This window comes from Synechococcus sp. JA-2-3B'a(2-13), assembly GCF_000013225.1.
Classification (GTDB): domain Bacteria; phylum Cyanobacteriota; class Cyanobacteriia; order Thermostichales; family Thermostichaceae; genus Thermostichus.
Genome location: NC_007776.1, coordinates 2,902,018 through 2,926,872 on the forward strand (window position 1 = coordinate 2,902,018; position 24,855 = coordinate 2,926,872).

Genomic DNA, 24,855 nt, shown 5'->3' on the forward strand with positions numbered 1-24,855 from the left:
TCTCGGACAGAGTGGAGAACCTGGCCCCAAGCCCTGCACCTTACTTCCCCCAGGGATCCCGGCTGACTAGTCCCGATTAGAGGAAGCTGGCCAGAAACTCAGTGGAAATTTTTGTTAAAACTTGCTGGCAATACCTCAAAACCGTAGCTTATAATACAGAATGTAGATAGAAATCGTTCATCCTCTCGCGTGCTGGGCGGCTCGTTAATGTAGGTAGAGCGACATCACGGCCAGAGGACGGAAGTAGGGAGATATCCCGAAGGAACGCGCCTCAACTCTTCTGGTAACCGTGTGGCTTCTCTTGGGAGAAGGCGAACGGATGAAAACTCAACTCATTGGAGGCGAAGATCATGGCACTCTTTTACCGTGGCGTCGATTACACCCCCTCTTCTGCAACTGCAGCGGTTTCTCCCGGCAAAGTGGGGGGTCGTTACCGGGGGCTGGACTGGCGGTTCCGCCACCTGAGCAAGCCGGTGGTTTTGCCCACCAACCTTGACCTGCTCTATCGGGGTGTTGCTCATCACCTCAAGGCGGCCGAAGGGCCGGCTCAACCCGTTCAGACGGCAGAGGCATCTGCCCCGGTGGCTGCCAATGGCCGTTCTCATGTCTTGGATGAGCTGTCTCGCCGCTTGATGATGAGCCATCAACGCTTGATTCGGATTCGCCAGCAATCCATGCTGCTCCGCGGTACAGAGCAGATTGGCCTGCATGTCAACGTGCGCAACTTCTGGAACCGCATCCAAGGAAAAGTGCATCCCACCTTTCGGCTCAACTACGACCGTAGCCGTGTCAGCATGAGCTGATCTGCCCGTAACTGTTGATGCTCTGGCATGAGCTCAGCGAGAAGGGATCCCGGCTGGGGATCCCCTTTTGGTTTCTGGGTTGAGCTTCCTCAGGTCGATGGACGGCACAGGACGCTTCAACGCTGGCACGAGGTGCTGTTGACCAAAAGTAGCTAAGTTGCCCAAGGGATCCACAATTGAGGGGTGCTATTTCCTCGGAAAAAAACGGGATCCCATCAGGGATCCCGCTGCAGAATCGGCCACACCGCTTAGGCGTCGAAGTAAAGGGCGAACTCGTAGGGGTGAGGCCGCAGATTGATGGGGTTGATCTCGTTGTCGATCTTGTACTCGATATAGGTCTGGATCAGATCCTCAGTAAAGACACCGCCCTCTAGCAAGAAGGCATGATCCTTCTGCAGGTTTTCCAGGGCATCCAGCAGGGATCCAGGCGTGGAAGGGATCTTGGCCAGCTCTTCCGGCTCCAGATCGTAGATATCTTTGTCCAAGGGCTCGCCGGGATGGATCTTATTCTTGATCCCGTCCAGGCCAGCCATCAGCATGGCCGAAAAGGCGATGTAGGGGTTGCAGGTGGCATCCGGGCAGCGGAACTCCAGACGCTTGGCCTTGGGATTGTTGCCGGTCACCGGAATGCGAATGGCAGCGGAACGGTTGCCCTGGGAGTAAGCCAGGTTCACCGGCGCCTCGAAGCCGGGCACCAAGCGCTTGTAGGAGTTGGTGGTGGGGTTGGTGAAGGCCAGGATTGCCGGGGCATGCTTGAGCAGGCCACCGATGTAGTAGAGAGCTGTCTCGCTCAGGTTGGCATAGGTGCCTTCGCTGTAGAACAGGGGCTGGCCATCCTTCCAGAGGGACTGGTGGGTGTGCATGCCGGTGCCGTTGTCGTTAAATAGGGGCTTGGGCATGAAGGTGACGGTTTTGCCGTGCTTGCGGGCCACGTTCCGGATCACGTATTTGTAAACCATCATGTAGTCGGCAGCCGTGATCAGATCGGCAAAGCGATAGCCCAACTCCCCTTGCCCGCCGGTAGCCACCTCGTGGTGATGCTTCTCGATGGGCACCCCCAACTTGCCCATGGTCAGCAGCATCTCGGTGCGGATGTTTTGATGGGCATCGGTGGGCGGTGCCGGGAAATAGCCCTCTTTGTAGCGAGGCTTGTAGCCCAGGTTGCCACCTTTCTCCTCGCGGCCCGAGTTCCAGCGACCTTCGATGGAATCCACGAAGTAGTAGGCCGAGTTTTGGGTTTGGTCGAAGCGAACATCCTCAAAAATGAAAAACTCCGCTTCCGGCCCGAAGTAAGCCGTATCGGCAATGCCCGTCGATTGCAGATAGGCAACGGCACGGGCGGCAAGGCTGCGGGGACAGCGGCTATAGGGCTGGCCAGTGCGCGGCTCAACAATGCTGCAAGTTATGCTGAGGGTGGGCACCTCCAGAAAGGGATCAATCCAAGCCGTCTTGGGATCCGGCACCATGTACATGTCCGACTCGTTGATCGCTTTCCAGCCCCGGATACTGGATCCGTCAAAGGGAAGCCCCTCGGTGAAGGTTTCTTCCTTGATCATCGAGGTGTGGAAGGAAACATGCTGCCAGGTGCCAAAGATATCCACAAACTTGAGATCCACTATCTGGACGTTGTTGTCCTGGATCATCTGAAGCACTTCTTGGGGCGTGGATGCCATTACTCTCTCCTGATTGGGTTGCGGTTAAGACTGGGGGAACTGTGGCTGAAACAAATGGGATCCCAGCAGGTGATCCCCACGCTTCGACCCAGACAGGCCAAAAACGCTCACTCATCCTAGAAAGGCCAACACGGGTATTTTGTAGTTTCTGATACAAAATTCATTTGAGCTCCGCTTTCTGACCAAGACCAAATTGCTGGCCATCTCAGACACCTCTTTTCCTTCTGGCTTGGGTCAACCGGGATTGGGTGTTGGGGATCCAAAACTTGGGCAATGGCCGCCACTTGGCCAACCTCTGGGCAGAGATAACCCTATGGGATGGGCAAAAAAGGCCCCAATGGCCTGAGGCGAGCGAAAATGAGGCTAATAGGCCTCGGCCTCGACCGGTTCGCCAAGGGGTGTTAAGCTAAAGCGTAGTCGTTATGAGTTTGGCTTTTATTCCCATTGCAGAAGGAGAGACATCGGATGACAGAGCAAAGTCGGGTTGAGAATGTGGTGATTATCGGCTCCGGCCCTGCTGGGTTTACAGCAGCCATTTACGCTGGGCGTGCCAACCTGAAGCCGGTTGTGTTTGAGGGGTTCCAGGCGGGCGGGATCCCGGGCGGGCAACTGATGACCACCACCGAGGTGGAGAACTTTCCGGGCTTTCCCGAGGGCATCACCGGCCCCCAACTGATGAAGAACATGCGGGCTCAAGCGCAGCGGTGGGGGGCAGAACTTTACACCGAAGATGTCACCTTTGTGGATTTAAGCCAGCGGCCCTTTGTCGTCTGTTCTGACGAGCGGGAATTGCGCACCCACAGCCTGATCATCGCCACCGGGGCCACAGCCAAGCGCCTACACCTGCCGGGGGAGGAGACCTACTGGAACCGGGGCATGTCAGCTTGTGCTGTCTGCGATGGGGCTATGCCCATGTTCAGAGGGGTGGAATTGGTGGTGATCGGCGGCGGCGATACTGCCTGTGAGGAGGCCACCTACCTGACCAAGTTTGGATCCCACGTGCACATGCTGGTGCGCAGCGACAAAATGCGGGCCAGCAAGGCCATGCAGGATCGTGTTCTCAACAACCCCAAGATCACTGTGCACTGGAACACCGAGGCGGTGGAAGTGATGGGCGACGGCCTGCGCCTGACCGGGGTGAAAGTGCGGAACAACCAAACCGGCGAAATACGCGAGATGTCAGTGGGTGGCCTATTTTATGCCATTGGCCACAAGCCCAACACCGACTTGTTCAAAGGACAACTGGAACTGGATGAAGTCGGCTACATCGTCACCCGCCCGGGATCCGTGGCCACCAGTGTGGAGGGGGTGTTTGCCGCCGGCGACGTGCAGGATCACGAGTTTCGTCAGGCGATTACCGCTGCCGGCACTGGCTGTATGGCGGCCATGTTGGCAGAGCGTTGGCTCTCGGAACACGGCTTGGCCCAGGAGTATCACGTCCTTCCCCAAAGCCATCCTGAACCCAGCCCTGCTGCGACTTCTGCGGCAGAGTCTGCTGGGGATCCTGCTGTTGAGGAGGCCAGCTTTGAGGAGAATGGACAGGATGACTTAGACTTCAGCAAGACTTGCCATGAGGGGAGCTATGCCCTGCGGCGACTCTACCACGAAAGCGATCGCCTGCTCATGGTCAAGTACACCGCCCCCACCTGTGCCCCTTGTCATGCCCTCAAGCCGATCTTGAACAAGATCATCGATGAGTTCTCGGACAAGCTGCACGTGGTGGAGATCGATATTGAGAAAGATCCGGAGATTGCAGAGGCAGGGGGGGTGGCGGGCACCCCGACGGTGCAATTTTTCAAAAACAAGACGCTGGTGGCCCAGTTGGTGGGCGTTAAGCCCAAGTCCCAATATCGAGAGGTGATCCAGGCCAATTTGTGTGAGGAAAAATCCCCCTAAGGATGTTGTCCTCTCCAACCTCTGGCCCCTCTCCCCAAGGGAGAAGGGAGCTGGGCGCAGAAAACGGTTTCCCAACCGAGGCTCAGCTAGTCCGAAAAGGCACCGTGGTAGGCGGCCTGCATGGCTGCCAAAGACACCACCAGTAAGGGATCCTCTTCTGCCGTCCTTAAGAGCAGGGGATCCGCAGGGGATCCCACCTCTCCCAAAAGCTGCCACTGGCCGGCAAGCTGCGCTTCTAAGTAGGCTTCCCAAGCAGAGCGCTGGGCCGGATCCACAGAAACCAGGATGCGGCTGGATCCCTCTCCAAACAGGGCTTGATCCCAGCGCAAGGATCCAGGAGCCAGGGAGAGGGTTGCGCCGCGGCCTCCGCTCAAGCAGGCTTCTGCCAAAGCCACAGCCAATCCCCCCTCGCTGCAGTCGTGGGCAGAGCGCACCCAGCCCTGGCGGATTCCATGGCGACAGGCAGCTTGCACCCGCTTTTCCAATTCCAGATCCACTGGCGCGGGCCGGCCCGTAACTTGCTGGTGGATGACCGCCAAATACTCGCTGCCCCCCAAGCTGGTGAGGGCCTGGGATCCCAGGAGGTAAATGAGATCCCCTTCTTGCTGCCACCCCTGGCCACAGATGCATTTCAAGTCGGGAATAAGACCCACCATGCCAATGACAGGGGTAGGGTAGATAGCCTGCGATCCCTGGGGGGTGAGGGTCTCGTTGTAGAGAGAAACGTTTCCCCCCGTTACCGGCGTACCGAGGGCACGGCAGGCATCTCCAATCCCCCGACAGGCCAGGGCCAGCTGCCAGTACACCACCGGGTTTTCGGGATTGCCAAAGTTAAGGTTATCGGTAACAGCTAGGGGATCGGCCCCCACACAGGTGAGGTTGCGGGCAGCTTCCGCCACGGCTGCCTTGGCCCCCTCGTAGGGATCCAAATACACCCAGCGGCCATTGCCATCCAGGGTGGCAGCGATGGCCTTGCGGGAAGCTCGCAGGGGCGGCACCTCGCCCACGCCAAACCTTTGGGAACGGATGCGGATAACCGCCGCATCTCCCTGGCCCGGCCAAAGGACGGTGTTGTTTTGCACCTGGTGGTCGTATTGGCGATAGATCCAGGCTTTGCTGGCTAGGGTGGGGCTGGCCAAAAGCTGCAGCAGCACCTCTTTCCATGCCAGCGTTGCCTGAGCGAGGTGGATCCCCTGGCAATCACAAGGGGGTAGAGTGGCGGGATCCCATTGCCACGCTGCCTGCACGTAGGCTGGCGGCTCTGGCAACACCGGACGGACATAGACGGGGGTGTCTTCGGCCAAAGCCCGCACCGGCACCTGCACCACGCAGGATCCCTGGTGCCAGATCTCCACCAGCGGCTCGGCAATGACTTCCCCGGCCACACTAGCTTGCAAACCCCAGCGGTGGAAGATCTCCATCACCTCCGCCTCGCGGCCTTTTTGCACCACCAGCAGCATCCGCTCCTGGGATTCCGAGAGCAGGTATTCCCAGGCAGCCATGCCGCTTTCCCGCGCCGGCACTCGGTCGAGGTCAAAGCGGATCCCCACCCCTCCCTTGGCGGCCATCTCCGCGGTGGAGCAGGTGATCCCGGCTGCCCCCATATCCTGGGCAGCCACCACAGCTCCTGTGGCAAAGGCCTCCAGACAGGCCTCGATGAGGCACTTGCCCAGGAAGGGATCCCCCACCTGCACTGCCGGCCGATCCTGCTGCGCATCCTCCTTGAGCTCGGCGCTGGCAAAGCTGGCCCCGCGGATGCCATCCCGCCCGGTGGTGGCGCCCACGTACAAGACCGGGTTCCCCACCCCCCGCGCTGCCGATTTCACCACTGCCGGCGTCTCCAGCAGCCCCAGGGCCATGACGTTGACCAAGGGATTGCCGCTGTAGCAGGGATCCACGGCCACCTCGCCGCCTACGGTGGGCACCCCAACACAGTTGCCGTAGTGGGCGATCCCTTCCACCACCCTGGCCATGAGGCGGCGGTTGCGGGGATCGGTCAGCGGCCCAAAGCGCAGCGAGTTGAGGAGGGCAATGGGACGGGCGCCCAGGGTAAAGATATCCCGCAGGATCCCTCCCACGCCGGTAGCTGCCCCCTGGAAGGGCTCCACTGCCGAAGGATGGTTGTGGGACTCGATCTTAAACGCCAGCCAATCCCCCTCCCCCAGATCCACTACGCCGGCATTTTCCCCCGGCCCCACCACTACCCGCTCGCCCGTGGTGGGAAAGTTTTTCAGCAGAGGGCGGGAGTTTTTGTAGCAGCAGTGCTCTGACCACATCACCCCAAACATGGCCAGCTCGTTGGGGTTGGGATCCCGGCCCAGCTGCTGCTGGATCTGTTGATATTCCGCCGGGGAAAGGCCGTGGGCTTTTAAGTCTTCGAGAGTATAGGGCATAGTGCTCCAATTGCCCCTAGCTTAGGTCAACAACCCAGGGCCCAAGAGACGGGCCTGACGCTCTTCCAGTATGCGGCTTAAGGGGGGCCAGCGCTTCAGGTCGGGGTCTTGGACAATAAGCTGCTCTGCCGCTTGGCGGGCCAGCTGCAGCACCTCTTGATCCTCCATGAGGCTGGCCAGGGCAAAATCGGGTAGCCCCGACTGGCGGGTGCCCATCACCTCCCCTGGGCCGCGGAAGCGCAGATCCATCTCGGCAATGAAAAACCCGTCGTGGGACTGCTCCAGCACCTTGAGCCGCCGCAGGGCCTCCTCGCTTTTGGATCCTGTCATCAGGATGCAGTAGGCCTGGTCAGATCCCCGCCCTACCCGCCCCCGCAGTTGGTGCAGTTGGGAGAGCCCAAAGCGCTCCGCATGCTCCACCAGCATCACCGAGGCATTGGGCACATCTACCCCCACCTCCACCACCGTGGTAGAGACCAGAATATCCAGCTCCCGCCGGCGAAAGGCCGCAATGACAGCTTCCTTCTCGCTACTGGTCAAGCGCCCGTGCAGCAGGCTCACCCGAAATTGGGGGAAGACCTTTTCCTGCAGACGCTGGTGTTCCTCGATGGCAGATTTGAGATCCAGCTTCTCCGACTCTTCAATCAACGGCAGCACCACGTAGGCCTGCCGCCCTTGGGCAATTTCCCGCTCGATAAGCCGCATCACCTGCAGGCGATCCCCTGGCCGGGCCACCAGGGTGTGCACGGGCTTGCGCCCCGGCGGCAGCTCGTCAATTTGGGTAACATCCAGATCCCCATGCAGGGCCAGGGTGAGGGTGCGGGGGATGGGGGTGGCGGTCATAGTGAGCACATCGGGGTGATCCCCTTTCTGTTGCAGAGCGGCCCGCTGCTCCACGCCAAAGCGGTGCTGCTCGTCGATGACCACCAAGCCCAGGTTGCGAAACTGCACTGCCGGCTGGATGAGAGCATGGGTGCCCACCACCAAGGGCAATTCCCCGGTCTGCAACTGCCGCAGGATCTCCCGGCGCTTAGCAGGGGGCGTGGATCCAGTCAACAGTTCAACGGGCACCTGCAGCTGGCTGAGCCATTCCACCAACTTGCGGTAGTGTTGCTCGGCCAAAACCTCGGTGGGAGCCATGAGGGCCGCCTGCCAACCGGATTGAATGGCTGCCAGCACAGCTGCCACCGCCACCACGGTTTTGCCGGATCCCACATCTCCCTGCAAGAGGCGGTTCATGGGCAAGGGATCCCGCAGATCCGCTAGGATCTCGTCGATGGCCCGCTGCTGGGCAGCGGTAAGCTGAAAGGGCAGGATTTGGTAGAAGCGATCCAACAGCTCCCCTCTAGCCGGCTGGTAACGAGGTATGGCCTGAGCTTGGGCACGATAGCGGTGTCGCCGCTGCAATAGGCTTAGTTGTAGGTAGAAAAACTCATCGAACACCAGCCGCCGCCGGGCCTGGGCCAGCAGCTCTCGGGTCTCAGGAAAGTGGATCTGCTGCAGGGCAACAGGCAAGTCCAAAAGCTGCAACTGCCGCTTGAGATCCGCCGGCAAGGGATCCTCCACCAAGGCCGCCGCCGGCAAAGCCAGTTGCACCGCCTTGCGCACCAGATCGGCGGGGATCCCTTCTGAGAGAGGGTAAACTGGCAAGATCTTGCCCAGCCTGTCCAGCTCCTCGCCCTCTCCCCCCAGCACCTCCAGTTGCGGGTTATCCAGCGTTAGGCCCAACCGGCCCTTTTTGACCAGGCCGCTGGCAGCCACCAGGGCCCCCTTGGGGTATTGCCGCTCCAGGGAAGCTTGCCAACTGCGCTGGGCAAACTGCCGCCCGCTGTAGAAGCGGCTGAGGGTAATTACACCACTTTTGTCGGCAATCTTTAGGTTGAAGATGGTCAGCGAGGGATTCTTGGGGCTGGTAAAGCAACTGCAACTTTTCACCGTCCCTACAAGGGTAACGGTCTCCCCCACCTTGGCTTGGCGGATGAGCACCCGCCGGGAATAGTCCAGGTAGTCGCGGGGGAAGTAGTAGAGGGCATCCCGCACGCTGTGTAGGCCCAGTTGTGCCAGTTTCTCCGCCGACTTGGGACCAATCCCTTTGAGAAACTGCAGCGGCTGCTCCAGGCTGAGGCCGGCAGGGAGAGATGGGGAAATCGTGCTCCGCCCTGCCTCTGGGGGGGTTGTTGCTACGCCTACGGCAGGGAAACCAGAGCGCTGTGGCAACGAGGCTGCAAACGAGCCAGGTTGGTGGGAACTCGGTCGGGACAGCTCTTGCTGACGTCGGACTCGCTCCAGCCAGCGGCGGGTTTCGGCCACCAGGTGCTGGCGTTCGGGCAGCTCCAGCTCGGAATACAGGGTATAGCGGGATCCCAGTTCTTTCCATCGCCGCCGGTCATCTCCATTCAGCACCCAGTCAGAGGGGGGATCCTGTCCGAACACACTCCCCAAAAATTGGGAGAAGGTCTGCTCTCGCCCCCGCAGGTCGGTAAACCCCACCTCTGCTTCTAGGGAAAGGGCGCGCTGAAGCCGCTGTAGATCCACCTGGCTCAAGTTGCTTGGCTGCCGGGAGTGCTCCTTATCAATCCAACTTTAGCCAACAACGGCAGGACAACCGAAGGAGTGCAGCAGCGCAAGCCACACTTTCCATTCCTTGATAAAGAAAAAAGCCTGCCTTATTACTCCGCAACACTGTCGTGACGGGGCAGGCCGAAGGGATCCAGAGGCACTTTTTGGGAGATGCAGGAGCTTTAGCTGCGGGCCAGGGCGGATCCCAAAAGCAGAGCCATCACTGCCGGCACCAAGGCAATCGCCAGGATGGTGAAAACTTGTGCGTCCGTCATAACCAACTCCCTAACAGTGGAATTGCACAAAAGTCAGCCCCCTCACTCTACCGTAGCTTGAGGGGTAGCCTTGACACCGAGAAGAAAAGCTCAACATTCTTTACAAAGCAGCCCTTGCCCATCCCGCTTGACCGTGGCTCCCAGATCCTCTGCTTGGATCGATGTTGCTCCGCAACGCTGTCGCGACTGACATTCTCCCCACCCCTAAAGCAAGGGATTCTTTCTCAGTTTTGGGGTTTTACCCCAGGCAGAAAGGCCGGGGCCTGCGCTGCTGGTTTGCGGGTCATGCTACGATGTTGCTCCGCAACGCCGTCGCGACGGCGAAGCAGTTCTTGCCCATTCCTCCTGCGAAGTTCGGTCTTGGCGTCATCATGGTAGCTGCTCCACAAAGTCTGACCACCTCACGGGATAGCTTGGCCATCCTGGCGGAAACGGATCCCGTTGTTTACCGCCTGATCCAGCAAGAGCTCAACCGGCAGCGGGATCACCTGGAGATGATTGCCAGCGAGAACTTCACCTCTCCTGCCGTCTTGGCAGCCCAGGGCTCGGTGCTCACCAACAAGTATGCAGAAGGGCTGCCGGGCAAGCGCTACTACGGCGGCTGCGAGTTTATTGACGAGATTGAACAACTGGCCATTGACCGCGCCAAGCAACTGTTTGGGGCGGCTCACGCCAACGTGCAACCCCACTCCGGGGCGCAGGCCAATTTCGCTGTTTTCTTGGCCCTGCTGCAGCCGGGGGACACGATCATGGGCATGGATTTGTCTCATGGCGGCCACCTCACCCACGGCTCGCCGGTGAATGTCTCCGGCAAGTGGTTCCGCGTGGTGCACTACGGGGTGCATCCGCAGACGGAGCGGATTGATTTTGACCAAGTGCGGGATCTGGCTTTGCAGCATCGGCCTAAGCTGATCATCTGCGGCTACTCCGCCTACCCGCGGGCAATCGACTTTGCTGCTTTCCGCACCATTGCCGATGAGGTGGGAGCTTATCTGCTGGCCGACATTGCCCATATTGCCGGCCTGGTGGCCACCGGACACCACCCCAACCCCGTGCCCCTCTGCGATGTGGTGACCACCACCACCCACAAGACGTTGCGCGGGCCGCGTGGAGGGCTCATTCTCACCCGCGACCCAGAGCTGGGCAAAAAGCTGGATAAGGCAGTGTTCCCCGGCAGTCAAGGGGGGCCGCTGGAGCATGTTATTGCTGGCAAGGCGGTGGCCTTTGGAGAAGCCCTGCAGCCCAGCTTTGCCCAGTACTCGGCCCAAGTTATCGCCAATGCCCAAGCCCTGGCGGGATCCCTGCAACGGCGAGGCATCCGGCTAGTTTCGGGGGGCACCGACAATCACCTGATGTTGCTGGATCTGCGCTCGGTTTCGGCGGTGCTGGAAAAAACTGGGGCGGCGGATCCGGTAATGACGGGCAAACGGGCGGATCGGCTGATGGGGAAGATCCACATCACCGCCAATAAGAACACCATTCCCTTCGACCCACAGCCGCCCTTTGTAGCTAGCGGCCTGCGTCTGGGATCCCCAGCCTTGACCACCCGCGGCCTGGGGCCGGTAGAATTTGAAGAAATTGGGGAGATCATCGCCGATTGTCTGTTTCAGCCTGAGGAGCCTGCTGTGTTGGAAGAGTGTCGCCAGCGGGTGGCTCAGCTCTGTCGTCGTTTCCCCCTCTACCCCCACTTGGGATAACCGCAATCCTCGCCACGGCTTGCTATGCCCTACTTGGTTGCCTTTCTGGCTGCTGCCTGTGTGGTTCTGTGGGCAACCCCGGTGGTGAAGGCGGTCGGGATCCGCAGTGGCCAGTTGGACTTTCCCGACGAGCGCAAGATCCACCGGCAGCCGATGGTACGCCTGGGGGGGGTTTCCATCTTTTTTGGCAACTTGGTGGCCCTGCTGTTGCTCTGGGGAGCCGGAGCTTTTGGGGGCTTGCGCACCGAGCAGGAGTACGAGATTTGGGGGGTGACAATTGGCGGGGTTTTGTTTTTCTCAATCGGCCTGGCGGACGACCTGTTTCACCTGTCGCCTTTTTCCCGCTTGTTGATGCAATTCGGCGTGGCTGCTGCCGCTTGGGGAGTAGGGGTGCGCATTGAGTTCGTCAACCTGCCCGGGAGAGGGATCTGGCCCTTTCCGGTGTGGTTGAGCCTGCTGATTACCTTGCTCTGGCTGGTGGGGATGGCCAACGCCATCAACTTTATGGATGGGCTGGATGGGCTGGCGGCAGGGGTGTCGGGAATCGCGGCGGTGGTGATGCTGATCGTAACCCTGCTGCTGGATCGACCGGCGGCGGCCATGCTGGCGGCGGCTTTGGCGGGAGCTTGCCTAGGCTTTTTGCGCTACAACTTCAACCCAGCGCAGATCTTCATGGGGGATGGGGGGGCCTATTTTTTGGGCTTTACCCTGGCTGGGATCGGGGTGATCGGGGTGGCCAAGGGGGTGACCACGCTGGCAGTGGCTCTGCCTTTCTTTATCTTGGCGGTGCCGATCCTGGATATGTCCACCGTAATCCTCAAGCGGCTGGCCAGGGGGAAGTCGCCTTTCCATCCCGACAAAGGCCACTTGCACCACCGCTTGCTCAAAGCCGGCCTATCCCATCGGCATTCAGTGCTGCTCATCTACGCCATGACCCTCTGGGGGGGATCCCTGGCCTTGGCCTTGGCGGGCTTGCCAGCAGGGGGCACCTACCTGGGCGGGGCCTCGCTGGTGTTGGCAGGGGTGGCTTGGGGGGCTTGGCAACGGCAACGAGCTTTGCCCTCGGAGGACAGGCCCGAACAGGAATATGTTGCTCCGCAATGCTGTTGCGACCAGGAATGTAAAGAAGATTGAGCTGGGCTTGTTCTCCATCGCTCGCCTGCCTAGACTGGAGGCGCTCTATATTTGTTGTTTTTTGTTTTGTTGTTTTTTGTTTAGCTCTGTGTTGCCTCATGCGCCCCACACCTGAGTTGGCAGCTCTCCTGCGCCGCACCGCGGATCGTATCCAATCCCAACACTGGGGCTTCTGGGACTGGGAGTACTGCTGGCGGGACAGCACCCGCTGCAATTGCGGCCTGTTGGTGCGAGAAGCCCTGGGCTGGGATCGGCAGCAACTCAGCCTGCGCATCCACCGCGGCACCTGGCGATCCATCGCCCAAACCGCCTACCGAACTGTTGCCCTGGCCTTGAGGGATCCCTGGCAACTGGAGGGGCAGTGCGAGGCCACCGGCCTGCGGCTGGGGTATGTGTTCGAGAAAATGGCAGAGCTGGGGTTCGACCAACCGGAAGACTTTGCCGCCCTGGAGGAGCTGAGCGATCCCGTAATTCTGGCCCGCCTGGCGGAAAAAGGTGTGGAGCCAGCACAGCGCGACCAGGCGATCCATGTGGCGCTTTACATGCGGGAACTGGCGGACTGGATTGACGAACAACTGCAGGCGCAGGCTCAGATCAGCCGCTTGAGCCAACCTTTGCCCAAAACACCAGGGATCCTCGTCCAACAGTCGGTGCACCTTACTTGAGGAACTCAGTTGCCTTCCTCTACCATCACCACATGGGCAGGGATCCCAGGGGGAAGAGCCTTGCAGCCGGACAAAAAGGCCAGCTCGATTAAGAAGGCAAATCCCCCCACCTCAGCGCCGCTCTGGGCCACCAATTGGGCGGTGGCAGCGGCTGTACCCCCGGTGGCAATGACATCATCCACGATCAACACCCGCTCTCCAGGCCGCAGGGCGTGGGCGTGCAGTTGGAGCTGGTCTTGGCCGTATTCCAGGCTGTAAGTCTGGCTGAGCACCGGCGGCGGCAGTTTGCCTGGCTTGCGAACCGGGACAAAGCCCAAGCCCAGGTGTTGTGCCAAAGCAGCCCCTAAAATGAACCCCCGCGACTCGATGCCGACCACATAATCTAGGGATCCCATGCCGGTGGTGCCGGCGGCCAACTGTTCAATAGCCGCCCGGAAGCCTGCCGGATCCTGCAGCAGGGGGGTCATATCCCGAAAGAGGATGCCGGGTCTGGGAAAATCGGGCACCAAGCGAATGAGGGCTCGCAGATCCATCCTGTTTTCCTCGCTGGCCAGTGGCTTGCTGTTCGCGCTATTCGGACGGAGTCCTCAAAGGGCACTCCAAGCAACCCATCATACTCGGTTAGCTAATGGGCAGATGGGATCCCTTTTGGTCAGTCGAGCAACGGGGAAGATTTTTTATAATTGGCAAGGCTAGGGGCCGCGGCTCACCTGGTCACCCATCTGTGAACTCGGAGACTTCTCATGCGTTATTACATGGCCATCGACTCCAATCCCCTAGCCAGTTTGCCGCTGGCTCTGTTTGGAGTGAGCAGCGAGGCGGCCTATGTCGATCTGCTGCAAGACAAGCTCATTGTGCGGGCGGGCAGCCTGTTCAACGAGACGTTCTCCTTGAGCGAGTTGGGGCGAGGGGAGCGCTTTCCCTGGCCCTGGTACTACGGGGTGGGCGTGCGCACCGATTTTCAGGGGATCGTTGGCCCGGTCACCAGCACCCAAGGGGTAATTGCCATTCCACTGGTGCAGGAAAAGCCTCTTTTTATTCCGTTGCTGGGGCCGGTGGGGCTGCAAGTGCCCTGCAAAAAGCTGGTCTTCAGCCTCAAAGATCCAGACACCTTCCTGGCCAACTTCAATCAGGGTCGCCCAGAGGTGAACGCCGGCCCGAAGAGTGTGGTGATTGAGTAGATGGGGATCCCTGTGAAACCTGAGAGACGGCGGCCTGTCAAGAGCCTACAGAGATCCCCCAGGGGTTGGGGTGACAGGCCCAGAAGCAACGCGGCTTATGCGACGCAAGCCCGGCAAGCCGGCATCCACCACCACCACACTGCCATCCGGTAAGACTGCCAAGCCGGCAGGTTGATCGAACCGGGCCACCGAGGTGGGGCCATCCTGCCAGCCGGGCTGATTCTGTCCGGCCAAGGTGGAAACTTGTCCCCCAGGCTGAAGACGACGAATGCGATGGTTATCTCGGTCGGCTACCCAGAGGTTGCCTGCCGCATCGAAGGCCAGCCCCCCCAGGGTTTGAAAACGGGCCTCTGCCAGGGGGCCATCCCGATAGCCTGGCTCTGCCCCGGAGAGGGTGGTCACTCGTCCGCCAGCAGAGAGCCGGCGCAGGCGATGTCCATCGGCAATCCAGAGGTTCCCCTCCTTATCCACCGCCAGAGCCGTGGGCTGCAGGAGCTGGGCCTGTTCTGCTGGGCCATCGACGGATCCCGGCTGGCCGGTGCCGGCAACCGTGGTCACTTCACCTGCAGGGGTGATGCGGCGGATGCGGCGATTGGCGCGGTCGGCAACGTAGAGGCTGCCATCTGAACCCAAAGCCAGCCCAGATGGCTCCCGGAACTGAGCTCGGTCAAGCCCCCCATCTCGGTATCCGGCTATACAAGTGCCGGCAAAGGTGCTCACCTGTCGTTGCAGGTTGATATAGCGCAGGCAATGGTTGCCGCTGTCGGCCACCCACAATCCCCCCTTGGGATCCCAGAGCAGCCCCTGTGGGGAGTCAAACTGAGCTTGATTGGCTGCTCCGTCGCGGCGGCCTGCTTGGCCTGTGCCGGCCCAAACTTCCAATTCCCCCTCTGGAGACAGCCGGAAGATGCGGTGCTGGGCTCTATCGGCTAAATAGAAGGCTCCTTCAGGATCCACAGCAATGCCGCTGATTTGCTGCAGGTAGATCCTGGACTCGGTGCCGGTGTTATCAGGGGCGTTGCCGACAGGATCTGCCGCGGGCGAGGTGCGGCCATCCAGCAAAGTTTCCACCACCCAGGCCGATGCTGCCGGAGCAGTGGGGGTGGGAGAGGGGCTGGGGGAAGGAGTAGCGGCAGGCCAATCGTAGACCAGAGTGCCCAACCCTTGCCCGGAAGCATCCGCAACAGCAACCCAAACTGAGCCGGAAAGAGAAGAAGGCGGCATCACCACCAAACGGTCACCGCTGCGGGAGCGAATTTCCCCCCTCAGGATGCGCTCGGGATTGGCTGCTGCAGCAAAGAGAACTGTTTCCACCCGCTCCAAATTTTCCCCTGAGAGCAGCAACGGCTGGCCGAGAGCGGGAGTTGCCGAGCTACTGTGCAGAAGCGGTACCCCCACCTCAGAGAGCACCAACATAGAAAGGCGGCGCTGGCGCTCTGTGTCTTGGGGAGGACGATTGACACTGCCAGAACTCCCAGAGCGGGCAGAAAGGGTCAGGGATCCCTTCCCTTGCGCCAGAGTGGTGGATCCCCGATAGGCGATGGCGCTGAGCTCCGCTTCCCCGGCGGGAGGATTGGTGAAGGTGAAGGTGGCCGGTTGCCCCGGGCGCAGAGGGGCAGTGGCGGTTTGGCGATAAGTGCCCAGGGTAATGCTCAGGTCGATCCCTTCCACCCCCGGCCAGGTGGGGGTGCGGGCCAGCCAGCGATCCACCTCTGAGGCCGGTAGCTGGGCCACCAGATCGGATCCCTGTTCCTGAAGCAGCAGAACAATGCGGTTGCTGGGCACCGACAAGCCGGCCTGACGCGCTTGCTCAAAAGTGAGAGAAAGCGGGGAGAGAGGGAGAGGAGTTGGGGTTGAAACCGGCTGTAGGGCCGCAGGGGGAAGAACGCTGGGAGACAGACTAGAAGAAGAAAGCTCGCCACAGCCCGAGAGAGCCAGCACCAAGGCACTCAGCGCAGGCCAAGGTAGCGGTGTCAGGGAAGCCCGTCGTGGCATGATGCAGCTCATCCCCTCCCACAAACTGGGAAATGGCGGAAACCCAAACCCCCACGCTTACCTTCATCAGCGTACAAACCGGCGAAAATTGCCCAGCACCCTCTCTGCCGCAGGAGCCACCTCGACCAATGCCTTGGCCCCTGAACCGCATTCCTATTCATGACCAACCATCCTCACCCGCAGGTGAGTCGCACTCCTCACTCCATCTATCCTTACTCAAATCCCCACCGAAAGACCAGATAGCAGTTTCAGCGGCCAGGAAATCATCCAGGCCATAGCGGTAGCGCTGTAAGTCGATGCTGCCCGCGTTCGCCCGGTTCGGCTATAGAGTGGGGACAGGCCACTCTCGCGGATGAATCAAGTAGACGGTACCCCCGGAGTGCTCCAGCCACAACGACTCTAGCTGTTCGCGGCGGTAGGTACGGCGAACCTCTTCGTTGGTTTTGGCCGCCGGATCGTGGAGGATGGGATCCCCGTGGCTAAACTGCTCCGCACCGCTGCCGCGAGCAAACCCCACCAGCACCGCCAGATGGCCGTTGCTTCTGGGAATTGGCGCCCCTTCCAGTTCTCCCTCACCCCAAGCATAGCTGAGGACCACCGGAACCCCTGCCGCGATCCAGGCTTCTGCTTGGGCCAAGCTCTCCAGCCGCGCCACCACGCCGGACAAACCCTGCTCTGCAGCATGGGCGACGTTGAAAGCCCAGTTGCCATGGCCCTGGTAAACCCGGTCATACACACCGGCCACTGCTGCGCGCACCAACACCTCACAGGGACGGGGATCCCGCTTCCAGTAGGCCATCACCATCGCCAAAGAGGTGGGGCTACACCAGACCTCTCCCCCATCGGGGTACACCATCTGGGAGCACCAAGGCAGATCCAAGATTTTGCCCCAGCGGCTGGGATCCCCAGGGGATAGGCGGCTGGGCCTGACCGGCTCGTTGGAAATGGCAACTGCCACCTGATCCACAACGGCAGAACGGCCTGGCTCTTGCGTGAACAGGCGCACCCTGACCTGGAAGGCTTCTGCTCCGTTGAGGGTATCCTTGAGCACCAGCAAGTCCGTGTACAGGTTGCCATCCTCATCCCCTTGTCCTTGCACTGAGTGGCTGGCCAGAGTCAAGGGATCCGCAGCCCATACCCCGCCGTGATACCACTTTGTCCAGCGGTCTGAAAGCTTGGCCCGAATCCACAGTTCCAACCAGGTGCCGGGGGGCGTGGTGGCATTCCAGGAAGCGATTGCCCCGACCATAGGGAAGCTGGTGGGGACTGCTGGGCTGGTGGCTTCTCCCACCCAGTAGGGGCCAAGGGGATAGAAAGGGCGCCCCCGATCGCGTAAGCGGTGCGGAGCATTATCGCGTAAGCGGGACGGAGTCCTTAGCGCCACCTCAGGCTCTTCAAGGCTGACTTCTTGCCGCAAACCCTCTGGATCCAAGACCAATTGCCCTCGGGCGTTCAGGCAGATCCCTTGGGTTGACCAGTCCTGAAACCCCTGAGCTTCTCCCGCCCGCCAGCGCTGAAACCCGGTGCGATAGGTGAAGTGGGTCTGGGCTTGCATCGTCAAGAGCATGACTCTAGTCAATAATAAGCTCAACTATACTGAAAATAATGTATAATATGTTCAGTACGGATTACTACCAGTTGATCTTTCTGTTTACTTTCGAGTCTGCCAACATGGTAGCCAAAGCAAAGCAGAAAATTGGTAGTAAGACGACACGGAAACTGCGCTTTGGGTATTCTACTCAAAGCTTTGCGGGATACCGCCATTCTGTTTGGACTCCGTCCCGCTAACGCGAATGGAAACAAACAGAATGCTATCGCTGCATAGTTGAACAGTGATGTTCAGCAGTGTTCAGCGTAAATGTATCAGTCCTGGAAAAGTTGGAACAGGCTGGGCCAACGCGGGCAACCCCAGCAAGAGCAGCACAACCCCGCTGACCAGCCCAGGCAGCCCCTGCCGTTCGCGTAAGCGGGACGGAGTCCTTTAGCCACTGCCTTCTGCGAGCATTGTCCGCCTGCCCCCACTAATAGCGCGACACCGCCGGATGTCCACCAATGTACCAGCGCCAGGGGATCTCGGCTCCTTGGGTGATGCCGATGCGGGTGGTTTGGACGATGGACAACTGCGTTTGCCAAGAGGGGGATCCCTCCAGCCAAATGCCTTCCTGGCCGGCTTCCGCCCGCTCTAGCCGCCAGCCGTTGTGGGATCCGTCGATGCGCAGGGCTTGACAGAGCAGGCCCGGCCCCGCCGCCGCCCGTGCTGGCTGATTCTGTTTGTTGGCCGGGATCCAGTCTGGCAGGCGATCCAACTGAGCTGCCCGGATCAGAACCGCCGCCGGGATCCCTTCTGGCTCGGTAACGATATTTAGGCAGTGGTAGAGGCCGTAGATGCGATAGATGTAGAGATGCCCTGGCGGGCCAAACATGACCTGGTTGCGTTGGGTCTTGCGGCGGTAGGCATGGCAGGCCGGATCCCCAGCCGTGTAGGCCTCCGTCTCTACGATCTGGGCCCGCACCTGCAGCCCATCGGCAAATTGCCGCACCAGAACCATGCCCAGCAAGGCAGGTGCCACCAGCGGGGCCGGCTGGCTCAACCACTCCACAGCGTCCACGGCAGGCTTGGCAGCCCTCAGCCCCCAGCAACGGCAGGGACGATGCTCACCTCATCCCCATCTTGCAGAGGGGTGTCACATCCCTTGAGGAAGCGAATGTCTTCGCTGTTCACATAAAAGTTGACGAAGCGGCGCAATTCCCCCTTCTCATCGCACAGCCGCGCCTTAATCCCCGGACAGCGTTGTTCCAAAGCATCCAACAATTCGCGGATGGTGGATCCCTCGCAATTCACCACCCCCTGATCCTGGGTGAGCGCCCGCAGCGTGTTGGGAATCAGCACCTTGACTGCCATAGCCCAATGCCTCGTCCATTAACCAACATCAAAAAACTAGGGTAGCAGCACCCCATCGATGCCGTGAATCACGCCGTTGGAAACTGGAATATCCGCCAGGTTCACGTTAGCCCCGTTGACCCGGATGCTGCCATCGGATCCCACCTGCACCTGCAGCGGCAGCCCTGCCAAGGTGGTCAGAGTGGTCGATTGGCCGGGCCGCAGGTCAAACGAGGTAATCCGCCCCGGCACCACATGATACGTGAGAATGCGGGTGAGCTGAGCCCGGCTGGCCGGCTGCAACAGCGTCTCCACCGTACCCGGCGGCAGTTGCCCAAAGGCCACATCGGAAGGGGCAAAGACCGTGAACGGCCCCGGCCCTGCCAACGCCGTATTCAGGCCCGTCGCCCGCAAAGCTGCCGCCAGCGTCGAGTAGCTGCTGGGCAAAGTTTCCAGCTCAACGGCAATGGTGTTTAGCCCTTGAGGCTGGGCCGCAGGAGCAAAGACAAGCGGGGCCACTACAGCCGCCAACGGGATCCAACGGCGAACAAGGCGTTGAACAGAAGGAAAGATAGGCATTGTGCAAAGCTCCTGAGCCAATAGGTCTACGCCAGGGATCTTAACAGTTCTTCATTAAGATCCTGTTAAGAGGCAGTGGAGAGGGTCTTCCCTGCAAACCGAGTTCATACTGATGCCTCTTGCCAGTCCAGCCGCTCTAGGGTGCGGGCGCGCTCCAAAGCCTGTTCAAAGCTCTCCAGCTTGGGCGAGATCACCAGAGGATGGCCTACGTGGGGTTGAACCGCCTCCTGGGTCTTCAGGCCGTTGCCAGTAATGTAGGCTACTGTAACCGCCTCCGGATCGATTTGACCGGATTCTGCCAGGTGTTTGAGCACGGCAATGGTGGTGCCGCCGGCAGTCTCGGTGAAGATGCCTTCGGTCTCGGCCAAAAGCTTGATGCCGGCAACAATCTCCGGATCGGCAGCCGTCTCGATCTGGCCGCCGGTTTTGCGGGCAATGTCCAGGGCGTAGATCCCGTCGGCAGGGTTGCCGATGGCGATGGATTTGGCGATGGTATTGGGCTTAACAGGGCTGACAAAATCCCGCCCCTCGCGAAACGCCTGGGCAATGGGCGCGCAGCCCTGCGCCTGTGCGCCGTGGAAGGCGACCGGCTTATCCGCCACCAGCCCCACCTTCACAAACTCCTGGAAGCCTTTATAAACCTTGGTGTACAGGGATCCCGAGGCCAGCGGGATCACCACCTGATCCGGCAGTTGCCAGCCCAGTTGCTCCACCACCTCGTAGGCCAGGGTTTTGGAGCCTTCCGAGTAGTAGGGGCGCAGGTTGATATTGACGAAGCCCCAGCCGTAGCGATCCGCCACCTCGGCGCAGAGGCGGTTCACCTGGTCGTAGTTGCCCTCCACCGCCATGACGGTGGGGTTGTAAATCAGGGATCCCAGCACTTTGCCCGCTTCTAAGTCCGCCGGGATGAAGATGGTGCAGTCCAAGCCGGCGTGGGCGGCAATAGCAGCGGTGGAGTTGGCCAGATTGCCCGTGCTGGCGCAGGAAACGGTGGTAAAACCCAGCTCCTTGGCGCGGGTCAGCGCCACCGACACCACCCGATCCTTGAAGCTAAGGGTGGGCATGTTGACGGCATCGTTCTTGATGTAAAGATTTTTTAACCCCAGCCGCCGACCCAGCCGCTCCGCCTTAACCAGCGGGGTCATGCCGGTGCCCACATCGATGGGCTTTTCAGAAGTTACTGGCAGAAAAGGCCGATAGCGCCAGATAGACAGCGGCCCAGCTTGGATGCTCTGCCGGCTGACGCTGTGCCTCAGCCAGTCGTAGTCATAAACCACTTCCAGGGGGCCGAAACACAGCTCACAAACATGCTTGGCGACCGGCTCATACTCGGCGCCACACTCCCGACAGCGCAAACGGCTGAAGCCCACCTTGGAGCTGTGCAAGGCAGAGGCCAACGGGGAATCGGCAGGGCTGAGCGGGCGTTCGGAAAGAGTTTGGGACATGGGCAGCCTCAAGGTGAAGGAAAGGGTGGGCGCTGGATTGAACTTACCTATCGTTGGGGGGAATCTTATCACTCGCAATCTGCCGCGTCAACTAAACCCGACTAAAATAGTCTGGATTAGATCCGGTTGAGGATAATGGAATCGGTGCTTGGCTCTCTCAGGCGGGCTGTCTGGTGTTTGTATGAGCCGCAACATCCCTTGGGCGACTCTGCCCTTTCCTCTGGGATCCCCTGCTATCGGCAGCCTTGGGGGAGCTGATCCCAGCGCCCTGAGGTCTCTTCAACTCTTCAATCAGGTGACTTAGGCTGGGAACTGAGCCTCTACCCAACTTTATTTCCCAGGTTTATTTCCCAGGGCAACAGAAAACTTTCCCTACTGCTCTGCCTGCCTCAGGCCGGTCGCAAATAACCCTATCCGTTGCCGCCATCGCTAAGCTGGATAAGCGAGCTGAAATAACCTGAAAATTAAAAGACCGGGGATCCCGGCTATTCATTTTGGAATTGCCACCCTATGCTCAGAGTTGGACGGGACAGCATTGATTTTCTCGATCACTACGATGTGGTGGTGGTCGGCGGGGGGCACTCCGGCTGTGAGGCAGCATTGGCGGCAGCGCGGCTGGGCTGTAACACCCTCATGCTGACATTGAATCTGGACAAGATCGCCTGGCAACCCTGTAACCCTGCCGTCGGCGGCCCGGCCAAATCGCAACTGGTACACGAAATCGATGCCCTCGGCGGCGAGATGGGCAAAGTTACCGACCGCACCTATTTGCAAAAGCGGGTGCTCAACCGCTCGCGGGGGCCGGCGGTGTGGGCGCTGCGGGCACAAACCGACAAACGGGAATATGCGCGGGTGATGCGCTCGGTGGTGGAAAACCAGCCTAACCTGACGATTCGCGAGGGCACTGTCACCGATTTGGTGTTGGGGCGCAACGACGAGGTGGTGGGCGTGGTCACCCATTTCGGCACCATCTTCGGCTGTCGGGCGGTGATCCTGACCACCGGTACGTTTTTGGGGGGGCGCATCTGGATTGGTCGCCACTGGCAAGCTGCCGGACGAGCAGGGGAATTTGCCGTGGAAGGGCTGACCGACACCCTGCGCCAACTGGGCTTTGAAACGGGCCGGCTGAAAACCGGCACCCCTGCCCGCGTGGATCGGCGCAGCGTGGATTTTTCGGTCATGGAGCGGCAACCGGGGGATCCCGATGTGCGCTGGTTTAGCTTCGACCCCGAGGTGTGGGTGCCAAGGGAGCAGATGGATTGCTACTTGACCCGCACCACCCCAGAGACCCACCGCATCATCCGGGAAAATCTCCACGAAACCCCTGTCTATGGCGGCTGGGTGGAGGCCAAAGGGCCCCGCTACTGCCCCAGCATCGAAGACAAGATTGTCCGCTTTGCCGACAAGGAAAGCCATCAGATTTTTATTGAGCCGGAAGGGCGGGATCTGCCGGAGCTCTACATCCAGGGGTTCTCCACGGGGATGCCGGAGAAAATCCAGATCCAGATGTTGCGCTCCTTGCCTGGCCTGGAGCGGTGCGTCATGCTGCGGCCTGCCTATGCGGTGGAATACGACTATCTGCCGGCCACCCAGCTCTACCCCACTCTGATGACCAAAAAGGTGCAGGGGTTGTTTTGCGCCGGCCAGATCAACGGCACCACCGGCTACGAAGAGGCGGCAGCTCAGGGGCTCATAGCCGGGATCAACGCCGCCCGCCTGGTTCAAGGCAAGCCCCTGGTCACCCTGCCGCGGGAGTCCAGCTACATCGGCACCCTCATCGACGATCTCTGCACCAAAGAACTGCGGGAGCCCTACCGCATGCTCACCAGCCGCTCCGAATACCGCCTCATCCTGCGCTCCGACAATGCCGACCAACGGCTCACCCCCCTGGGGCGAGAATGGGGCTTGATCGATGACCGGCGCTGGGCCCTGTTCCAAGCCAAGCAAGCGCGCATTGCCGCAGAAATCGAGCGCCTGGAAACGCAGCGGGTGAAGGCCCACGACCTGGCCGGCATCCAACTAAGCCAACTGACGGGGCAGGGGATCAAGGGATCCGCCACCCTGGCCGAGATCTTGCGCCGCAACCAGATTCACTACTCCGATCTCCTGGAACTGGGGCTGGGGGATGCGGAGCTGGATCCCTTTGAGCAGGAGGCGGCAGAGATTGCCGTCAAATACAGCGGCTACATCCAGCGGCAGCAGAGCCAAATTGAGCAGGTGAGCAAGCAGTACCACCGCCCTCTGCCCCCCGATCTGGACTACCACTCCATCCCCACCCTCTCCAAAGAGTCGCGGGATAAGCTCTCGGCGGTGCGCCCGCTAACCGTGGGCCAGGCGGCCCGCATCGGCGGTGTCAACCCCGCCGACATCAACGCGCTGCTCATCTACCTTGAGGTGAGGCAACGTCAGAGGGCGGCGGATCCCGTCTGTTCTTCTCTGTGAGCTCCGCCCCCATCCATGTAGAGGGAAGGGATCCCTTCTAGGGGCATGCGCGAGGCTACCCCCAGCTCCAGCGGCGAGACCTCCCCCCGCAGCCAGTGGCAGAGCCCAGCTGCCCCAATCATGGCGGCATTGTCGGTGCAGAGGGCTAGAGGCGGGATCACCACCCGCAACCCCTTTTGCCGGGCTGCTTCCCTGAGGCGGGCCCTCAGCTCCCGATTGGCAGCTACCCCTCCCGTCAGCAGCAGCGTCGAGAGGCCCAGCGCCTCGGCGCAGGCCACTGCCTTTTCGGTGAGCACATGGGTCAGACAGGCCTGGAAGCTGGCGGCAATGTCGGCAATGGGCAACTCCCGGCCTTGCTGCTGCAACTGCTGGACTAGGCGCAACACCGCCGTTTTCAGGCCGCTGAAGCTTGTGTCGTAGGGATGCTCCACTTTGCCCTCGGGCAGGGGAAAGCGCTGCGGATCCCCCTGCTGGGCCCAACGGTCAATCTGCGGCCCTCCCGGGTAGCCCAGCCCCAACAGCCGCGCCACCTTATCAAATGCCTCGCCGGCAGCATCGTCGCGGGTGCGGCCCACCGTCTGGTAGTCCCCGTAGTCCTTCATCCAAATCAGGCTGGTGTGGCCTCCCGATACCAAAAGGCATAGGCAGGGGGGGCGCAAATCGGGCTCTGCCAAGAAGCCGCTGAAGAGATGGCCCTCCAGATGATGCACCCCGATCAGGGGCTTGTCGTAAAGCAAAGCCAGGGTCTTGGCCCCCATCAGCCCCACCAGCAGGGATCCCACCAGGCCCGGCGCACAGGTTACGGCAATGGCATCTACCTCGGCCACCTCCAATCCGGCCTGCTGCAGAGCAGCCTCTAGCACAAAGGGCAGAGTTTCCACATGCTGCCGTGAGGCCACCTCCGGCACCACGCCCCCGTAGGCCGCATGGAGGTCGATTTGGCTGGCCACCACCGAGCTGAGCTGCCGCGGGGCAAACCCCGGCCAGGCCACATCCGCCGTCACCACAGCCACAGCCGTTTCGTCACAACTGGTTTCGATGGCAAGGACGCGGGGCATGGGAGAGCAGGCTGGGCAAAAGGGATAGGAGAGCTTTGGGATACTTGAGATACTTGAATTAAGAATTGTGTGAGCTAAAACCCGGGATCCGTCGGGGCGAGGCGCTCAGGAGTATGATACTAACCGTTTAGTGCCTGTTTCTGCACTTAGCATCCCTTAGCATTTGGACAGATCTTAGA

Annotated in this window: 19 protein-coding genes and 1 riboswitch; of the genes, 7 read left to right on the forward strand and 12 right to left on the reverse strand. The window is 60.5% G+C overall.

Features of this window, described 5'->3' with window-relative positions; translation table 11 throughout:
• The first annotated feature begins 172 nt into the window (after window positions 1–172).
• Window positions 173–271, forward strand: a riboswitch (Glutamine riboswitch).
• 79 nt (window positions 272–350) lie between these two features.
• Window positions 351–803 (forward strand): DUF4278 domain-containing protein, encoded by a 453-nt coding sequence (locus CYB_RS13345; RefSeq protein WP_011434342.1) that lies wholly within the window; start codon window positions 351–353, stop codon window positions 801–803.
• Window positions 804–1,051: 248 nt separating this feature from the next.
• Here the strand turns inward: CYB_RS13345 and glnA are convergent, their stop codons facing one another.
• Entirely contained in the window at window positions 1,052–2,476 is a 1,425-nt protein-coding gene (glnA, locus tag CYB_RS13350) for a type I glutamate--ammonia ligase (RefSeq protein WP_011434344.1), read from the reverse strand.
• 465 nt (window positions 2,477–2,941) lie between these two features.
• Between glnA and trxB the strand changes: the two genes are divergently transcribed.
• Window positions 2,942–4,372 carry a thioredoxin-disulfide reductase gene (gene trxB, locus CYB_RS13355; protein WP_011434346.1) on the forward strand — a complete coding sequence of 477 codons (1,431 nt, stop codon included), beginning with the start codon at window positions 2,942–2,944 and terminating at the stop codon, window positions 4,370–4,372.
• Between the two features lie 86 nt (window positions 4,373–4,458).
• Here the strand turns inward: trxB and purL are convergent, their stop codons facing one another.
• From purL to psaM, 3 genes are all read right to left on the reverse strand, one after another.
• The gene (purL, locus tag CYB_RS13360) at window positions 4,459–6,765 is read right to left on the reverse strand and encodes a phosphoribosylformylglycinamidine synthase subunit PurL (protein ID WP_011434347.1); all 2,307 of its coding nucleotides are present in this window, start codon (window positions 6,763–6,765) and stop codon (window positions 4,459–4,461) included.
• Between the two features lie 21 nt (window positions 6,766–6,786).
• Window positions 6,787–9,300 (reverse strand): ATP-dependent DNA helicase RecG, encoded by a 2,514-nt coding sequence (gene recG / locus CYB_RS13365; protein WP_011434348.1) that lies wholly within the window; start codon window positions 9,298–9,300, stop codon window positions 6,787–6,789.
• A 206-nt stretch (window positions 9,301–9,506) separates the two neighbouring features.
• Window positions 9,507–9,599: a photosystem I reaction center subunit XII gene (psaM, locus tag CYB_RS13370; protein ID WP_011434349.1), complete on the reverse strand. Its 93-nt coding sequence runs from the start codon at window positions 9,597–9,599 to the stop codon at window positions 9,507–9,509.
• Between the two features lie 371 nt (window positions 9,600–9,970).
• Here psaM and glyA point away from each other — a divergent pair, with 371 nt between their 5' ends.
• From glyA to CYB_RS13385, 3 genes are all read left to right on the forward strand, one after another.
• A complete protein-coding gene (gene glyA / locus CYB_RS13375) occupies window positions 9,971–11,296 on the forward strand; it encodes a serine hydroxymethyltransferase (RefSeq protein ID WP_049749659.1) in 1,326 nt (441 codons plus the stop codon).
• A 24-nt stretch (window positions 11,297–11,320) separates the two neighbouring features.
• Window positions 11,321–12,430 carry a glycosyltransferase family 4 protein gene (locus CYB_RS13380; protein ID WP_238376819.1) on the forward strand — a complete coding sequence of 370 codons (1,110 nt, stop codon included), beginning with the start codon at window positions 11,321–11,323 and terminating at the stop codon, window positions 12,428–12,430.
• Between the two features lie 98 nt (window positions 12,431–12,528).
• Window positions 12,529–13,095, forward strand: coding sequence for a hypothetical protein (locus tag CYB_RS13385; protein ID WP_148202776.1), 567 nt, complete (start codon window positions 12,529–12,531; stop codon window positions 13,093–13,095).
• Window positions 13,096–13,100: 5 nt separating this feature from the next.
• On the opposite strand, the gene CYB_RS13390 is transcribed toward CYB_RS13385, so the two are convergent.
• Window positions 13,101–13,628: an adenine phosphoribosyltransferase gene (locus tag CYB_RS13390; RefSeq protein WP_011434353.1), complete on the reverse strand. Its 528-nt coding sequence runs from the start codon at window positions 13,626–13,628 to the stop codon at window positions 13,101–13,103.
• A gap of 210 nt (window positions 13,629–13,838) precedes the next feature.
• Between CYB_RS13390 and CYB_RS13395 the strand changes: the two genes are divergently transcribed.
• The gene (locus tag CYB_RS13395; RefSeq protein WP_011434354.1) at window positions 13,839–14,276 is read left to right on the forward strand and encodes a hypothetical protein; all 438 of its coding nucleotides are present in this window, start codon (window positions 13,839–13,841) and stop codon (window positions 14,274–14,276) included.
• A gap of 45 nt (window positions 14,277–14,321) precedes the next feature.
• Here the strand turns inward: CYB_RS13395 and CYB_RS13400 are convergent, their stop codons facing one another.
• The 6 genes from CYB_RS13400 to thrC form a co-directional block, all read right to left on the reverse strand.
• Window positions 14,322–16,271 carry an NHL repeat-containing protein gene (locus tag CYB_RS13400; RefSeq protein WP_011434355.1) on the reverse strand — a complete coding sequence of 650 codons (1,950 nt, stop codon included), beginning with the start codon at window positions 16,269–16,271 and terminating at the stop codon, window positions 14,322–14,324.
• Between the two features lie 322 nt (window positions 16,272–16,593).
• Window positions 16,594–17,838 carry a C39 family peptidase gene (locus CYB_RS13405; RefSeq protein WP_148202778.1) on the reverse strand — a complete coding sequence of 415 codons (1,245 nt, stop codon included), beginning with the start codon at window positions 17,836–17,838 and terminating at the stop codon, window positions 16,594–16,596.
• A gap of 454 nt (window positions 17,839–18,292) precedes the next feature.
• Window positions 18,293–18,871 carry a DNA-3-methyladenine glycosylase gene (locus tag CYB_RS13410; RefSeq protein ID WP_011434357.1) on the reverse strand — a complete coding sequence of 193 codons (579 nt, stop codon included), beginning with the start codon at window positions 18,869–18,871 and terminating at the stop codon, window positions 18,293–18,295.
• Between the two features lie 26 nt (window positions 18,872–18,897).
• Window positions 18,898–19,173 carry a ubiquitin-like small modifier protein 1 gene (locus tag CYB_RS13415; protein WP_011434358.1) on the reverse strand — a complete coding sequence of 92 codons (276 nt, stop codon included), beginning with the start codon at window positions 19,171–19,173 and terminating at the stop codon, window positions 18,898–18,900.
• A gap of 36 nt (window positions 19,174–19,209) precedes the next feature.
• On the reverse strand, window positions 19,210–19,731 hold the full coding sequence (locus CYB_RS13420; RefSeq protein ID WP_011434359.1) for a fasciclin domain-containing protein: 522 nt from the start codon (window positions 19,729–19,731) through the stop codon (window positions 19,210–19,212).
• Between the two features lie 104 nt (window positions 19,732–19,835).
• Entirely contained in the window at window positions 19,836–21,176 is a 1,341-nt protein-coding gene (thrC, locus tag CYB_RS13425) for a threonine synthase (protein WP_011434360.1), read from the reverse strand.
• Between the two features lie 510 nt (window positions 21,177–21,686).
• On the opposite strand from thrC, the gene mnmG reads away from it, so the two are divergent.
• Entirely contained in the window at window positions 21,687–23,618 is a 1,932-nt protein-coding gene (gene mnmG / locus CYB_RS13430; RefSeq protein WP_011434362.1) for a tRNA uridine-5-carboxymethylaminomethyl(34) synthesis enzyme MnmG, read from the forward strand.
• On the opposite strand, the gene tsaD is transcribed toward mnmG, so the two are convergent.
• Window positions 23,582–24,676, reverse strand: coding sequence for a tRNA (adenosine(37)-N6)-threonylcarbamoyltransferase complex transferase subunit TsaD (gene tsaD / locus CYB_RS13435; RefSeq protein ID WP_011434363.1), 1,095 nt, complete (start codon window positions 24,674–24,676; stop codon window positions 23,582–23,584). The two genes, mnmG and tsaD, sit on opposite strands and share 37 nt — an antisense overlap.
• Window positions 24,677–24,855: the final 179 nt, after the last annotated feature.

Excerpts from the sequence above, each read along its gene's own strand:
- CYB_RS13395 (WP_011434354.1), top strand. The coding sequence starts at position 13,839 with ATGCGTTATTACATGGCCATCGACTCCAATCCCCTAGCCAGTTTGCCG.
- glyA (WP_049749659.1), top strand. The coding sequence starts at position 9,971 with ATGGTAGCTGCTCCACAAAGTCTGACCACCTCACGGGATAGCTTGGCC.
- trxB (WP_011434346.1), top strand. The coding sequence starts at position 2,942 with ATGACAGAGCAAAGTCGGGTTGAGAATGTGGTGATTATCGGCTCCGGC.
- glnA (WP_011434344.1), bottom strand. The coding sequence starts at position 2,476 with ATGGCATCCACGCCCCAAGAAGTGCTTCAGATGATCCAGGACAACAAC.
- CYB_RS13380 (WP_238376819.1), top strand. The coding sequence starts at position 11,321 with ATGCCCTACTTGGTTGCCTTTCTGGCTGCTGCCTGTGTGGTTCTGTGG.
- CYB_RS13420 (WP_011434359.1), bottom strand. The coding sequence starts at position 19,731 with ATGCCTATCTTTCCTTCTGTTCAACGCCTTGTTCGCCGTTGGATCCCG.
- thrC (WP_011434360.1), bottom strand. The coding sequence starts at position 21,176 with ATGTCCCAAACTCTTTCCGAACGCCCGCTCAGCCCTGCCGATTCCCCG.
- CYB_RS13390 (WP_011434353.1), bottom strand. The coding sequence starts at position 13,628 with ATGGATCTGCGAGCCCTCATTCGCTTGGTGCCCGATTTTCCCAGACCC.
- CYB_RS13405 (WP_148202778.1), bottom strand. The coding sequence starts at position 17,838 with ATGCTCTTGACGATGCAAGCCCAGACCCACTTCACCTATCGCACCGGG.
- CYB_RS13385 (WP_148202776.1), top strand. The coding sequence starts at position 12,529 with ATGCGCCCCACACCTGAGTTGGCAGCTCTCCTGCGCCGCACCGCGGAT.
- tsaD (WP_011434363.1), bottom strand. The coding sequence starts at position 24,676 with ATGCCCCGCGTCCTTGCCATCGAAACCAGTTGTGACGAAACGGCTGTG.
- CYB_RS13415 (WP_011434358.1), bottom strand. The coding sequence starts at position 19,173 with ATGGCAGTCAAGGTGCTGATTCCCAACACGCTGCGGGCGCTCACCCAG.
- purL (WP_011434347.1), bottom strand. The coding sequence starts at position 6,765 with ATGCCCTATACTCTCGAAGACTTAAAAGCCCACGGCCTTTCCCCGGCG.
- psaM (WP_011434349.1), bottom strand. The coding sequence starts at position 9,599 with ATGACGGACGCACAAGTTTTCACCATCCTGGCGATTGCCTTGGTGCCG.
- mnmG (WP_011434362.1), top strand. The coding sequence starts at position 21,687 with ATGCTCAGAGTTGGACGGGACAGCATTGATTTTCTCGATCACTACGAT.
- CYB_RS13345 (WP_011434342.1), top strand. The coding sequence starts at position 351 with ATGGCACTCTTTTACCGTGGCGTCGATTACACCCCCTCTTCTGCAACT.
- CYB_RS13400 (WP_011434355.1), bottom strand. The coding sequence starts at position 16,271 with ATGCCACGACGGGCTTCCCTGACACCGCTACCTTGGCCTGCGCTGAGT.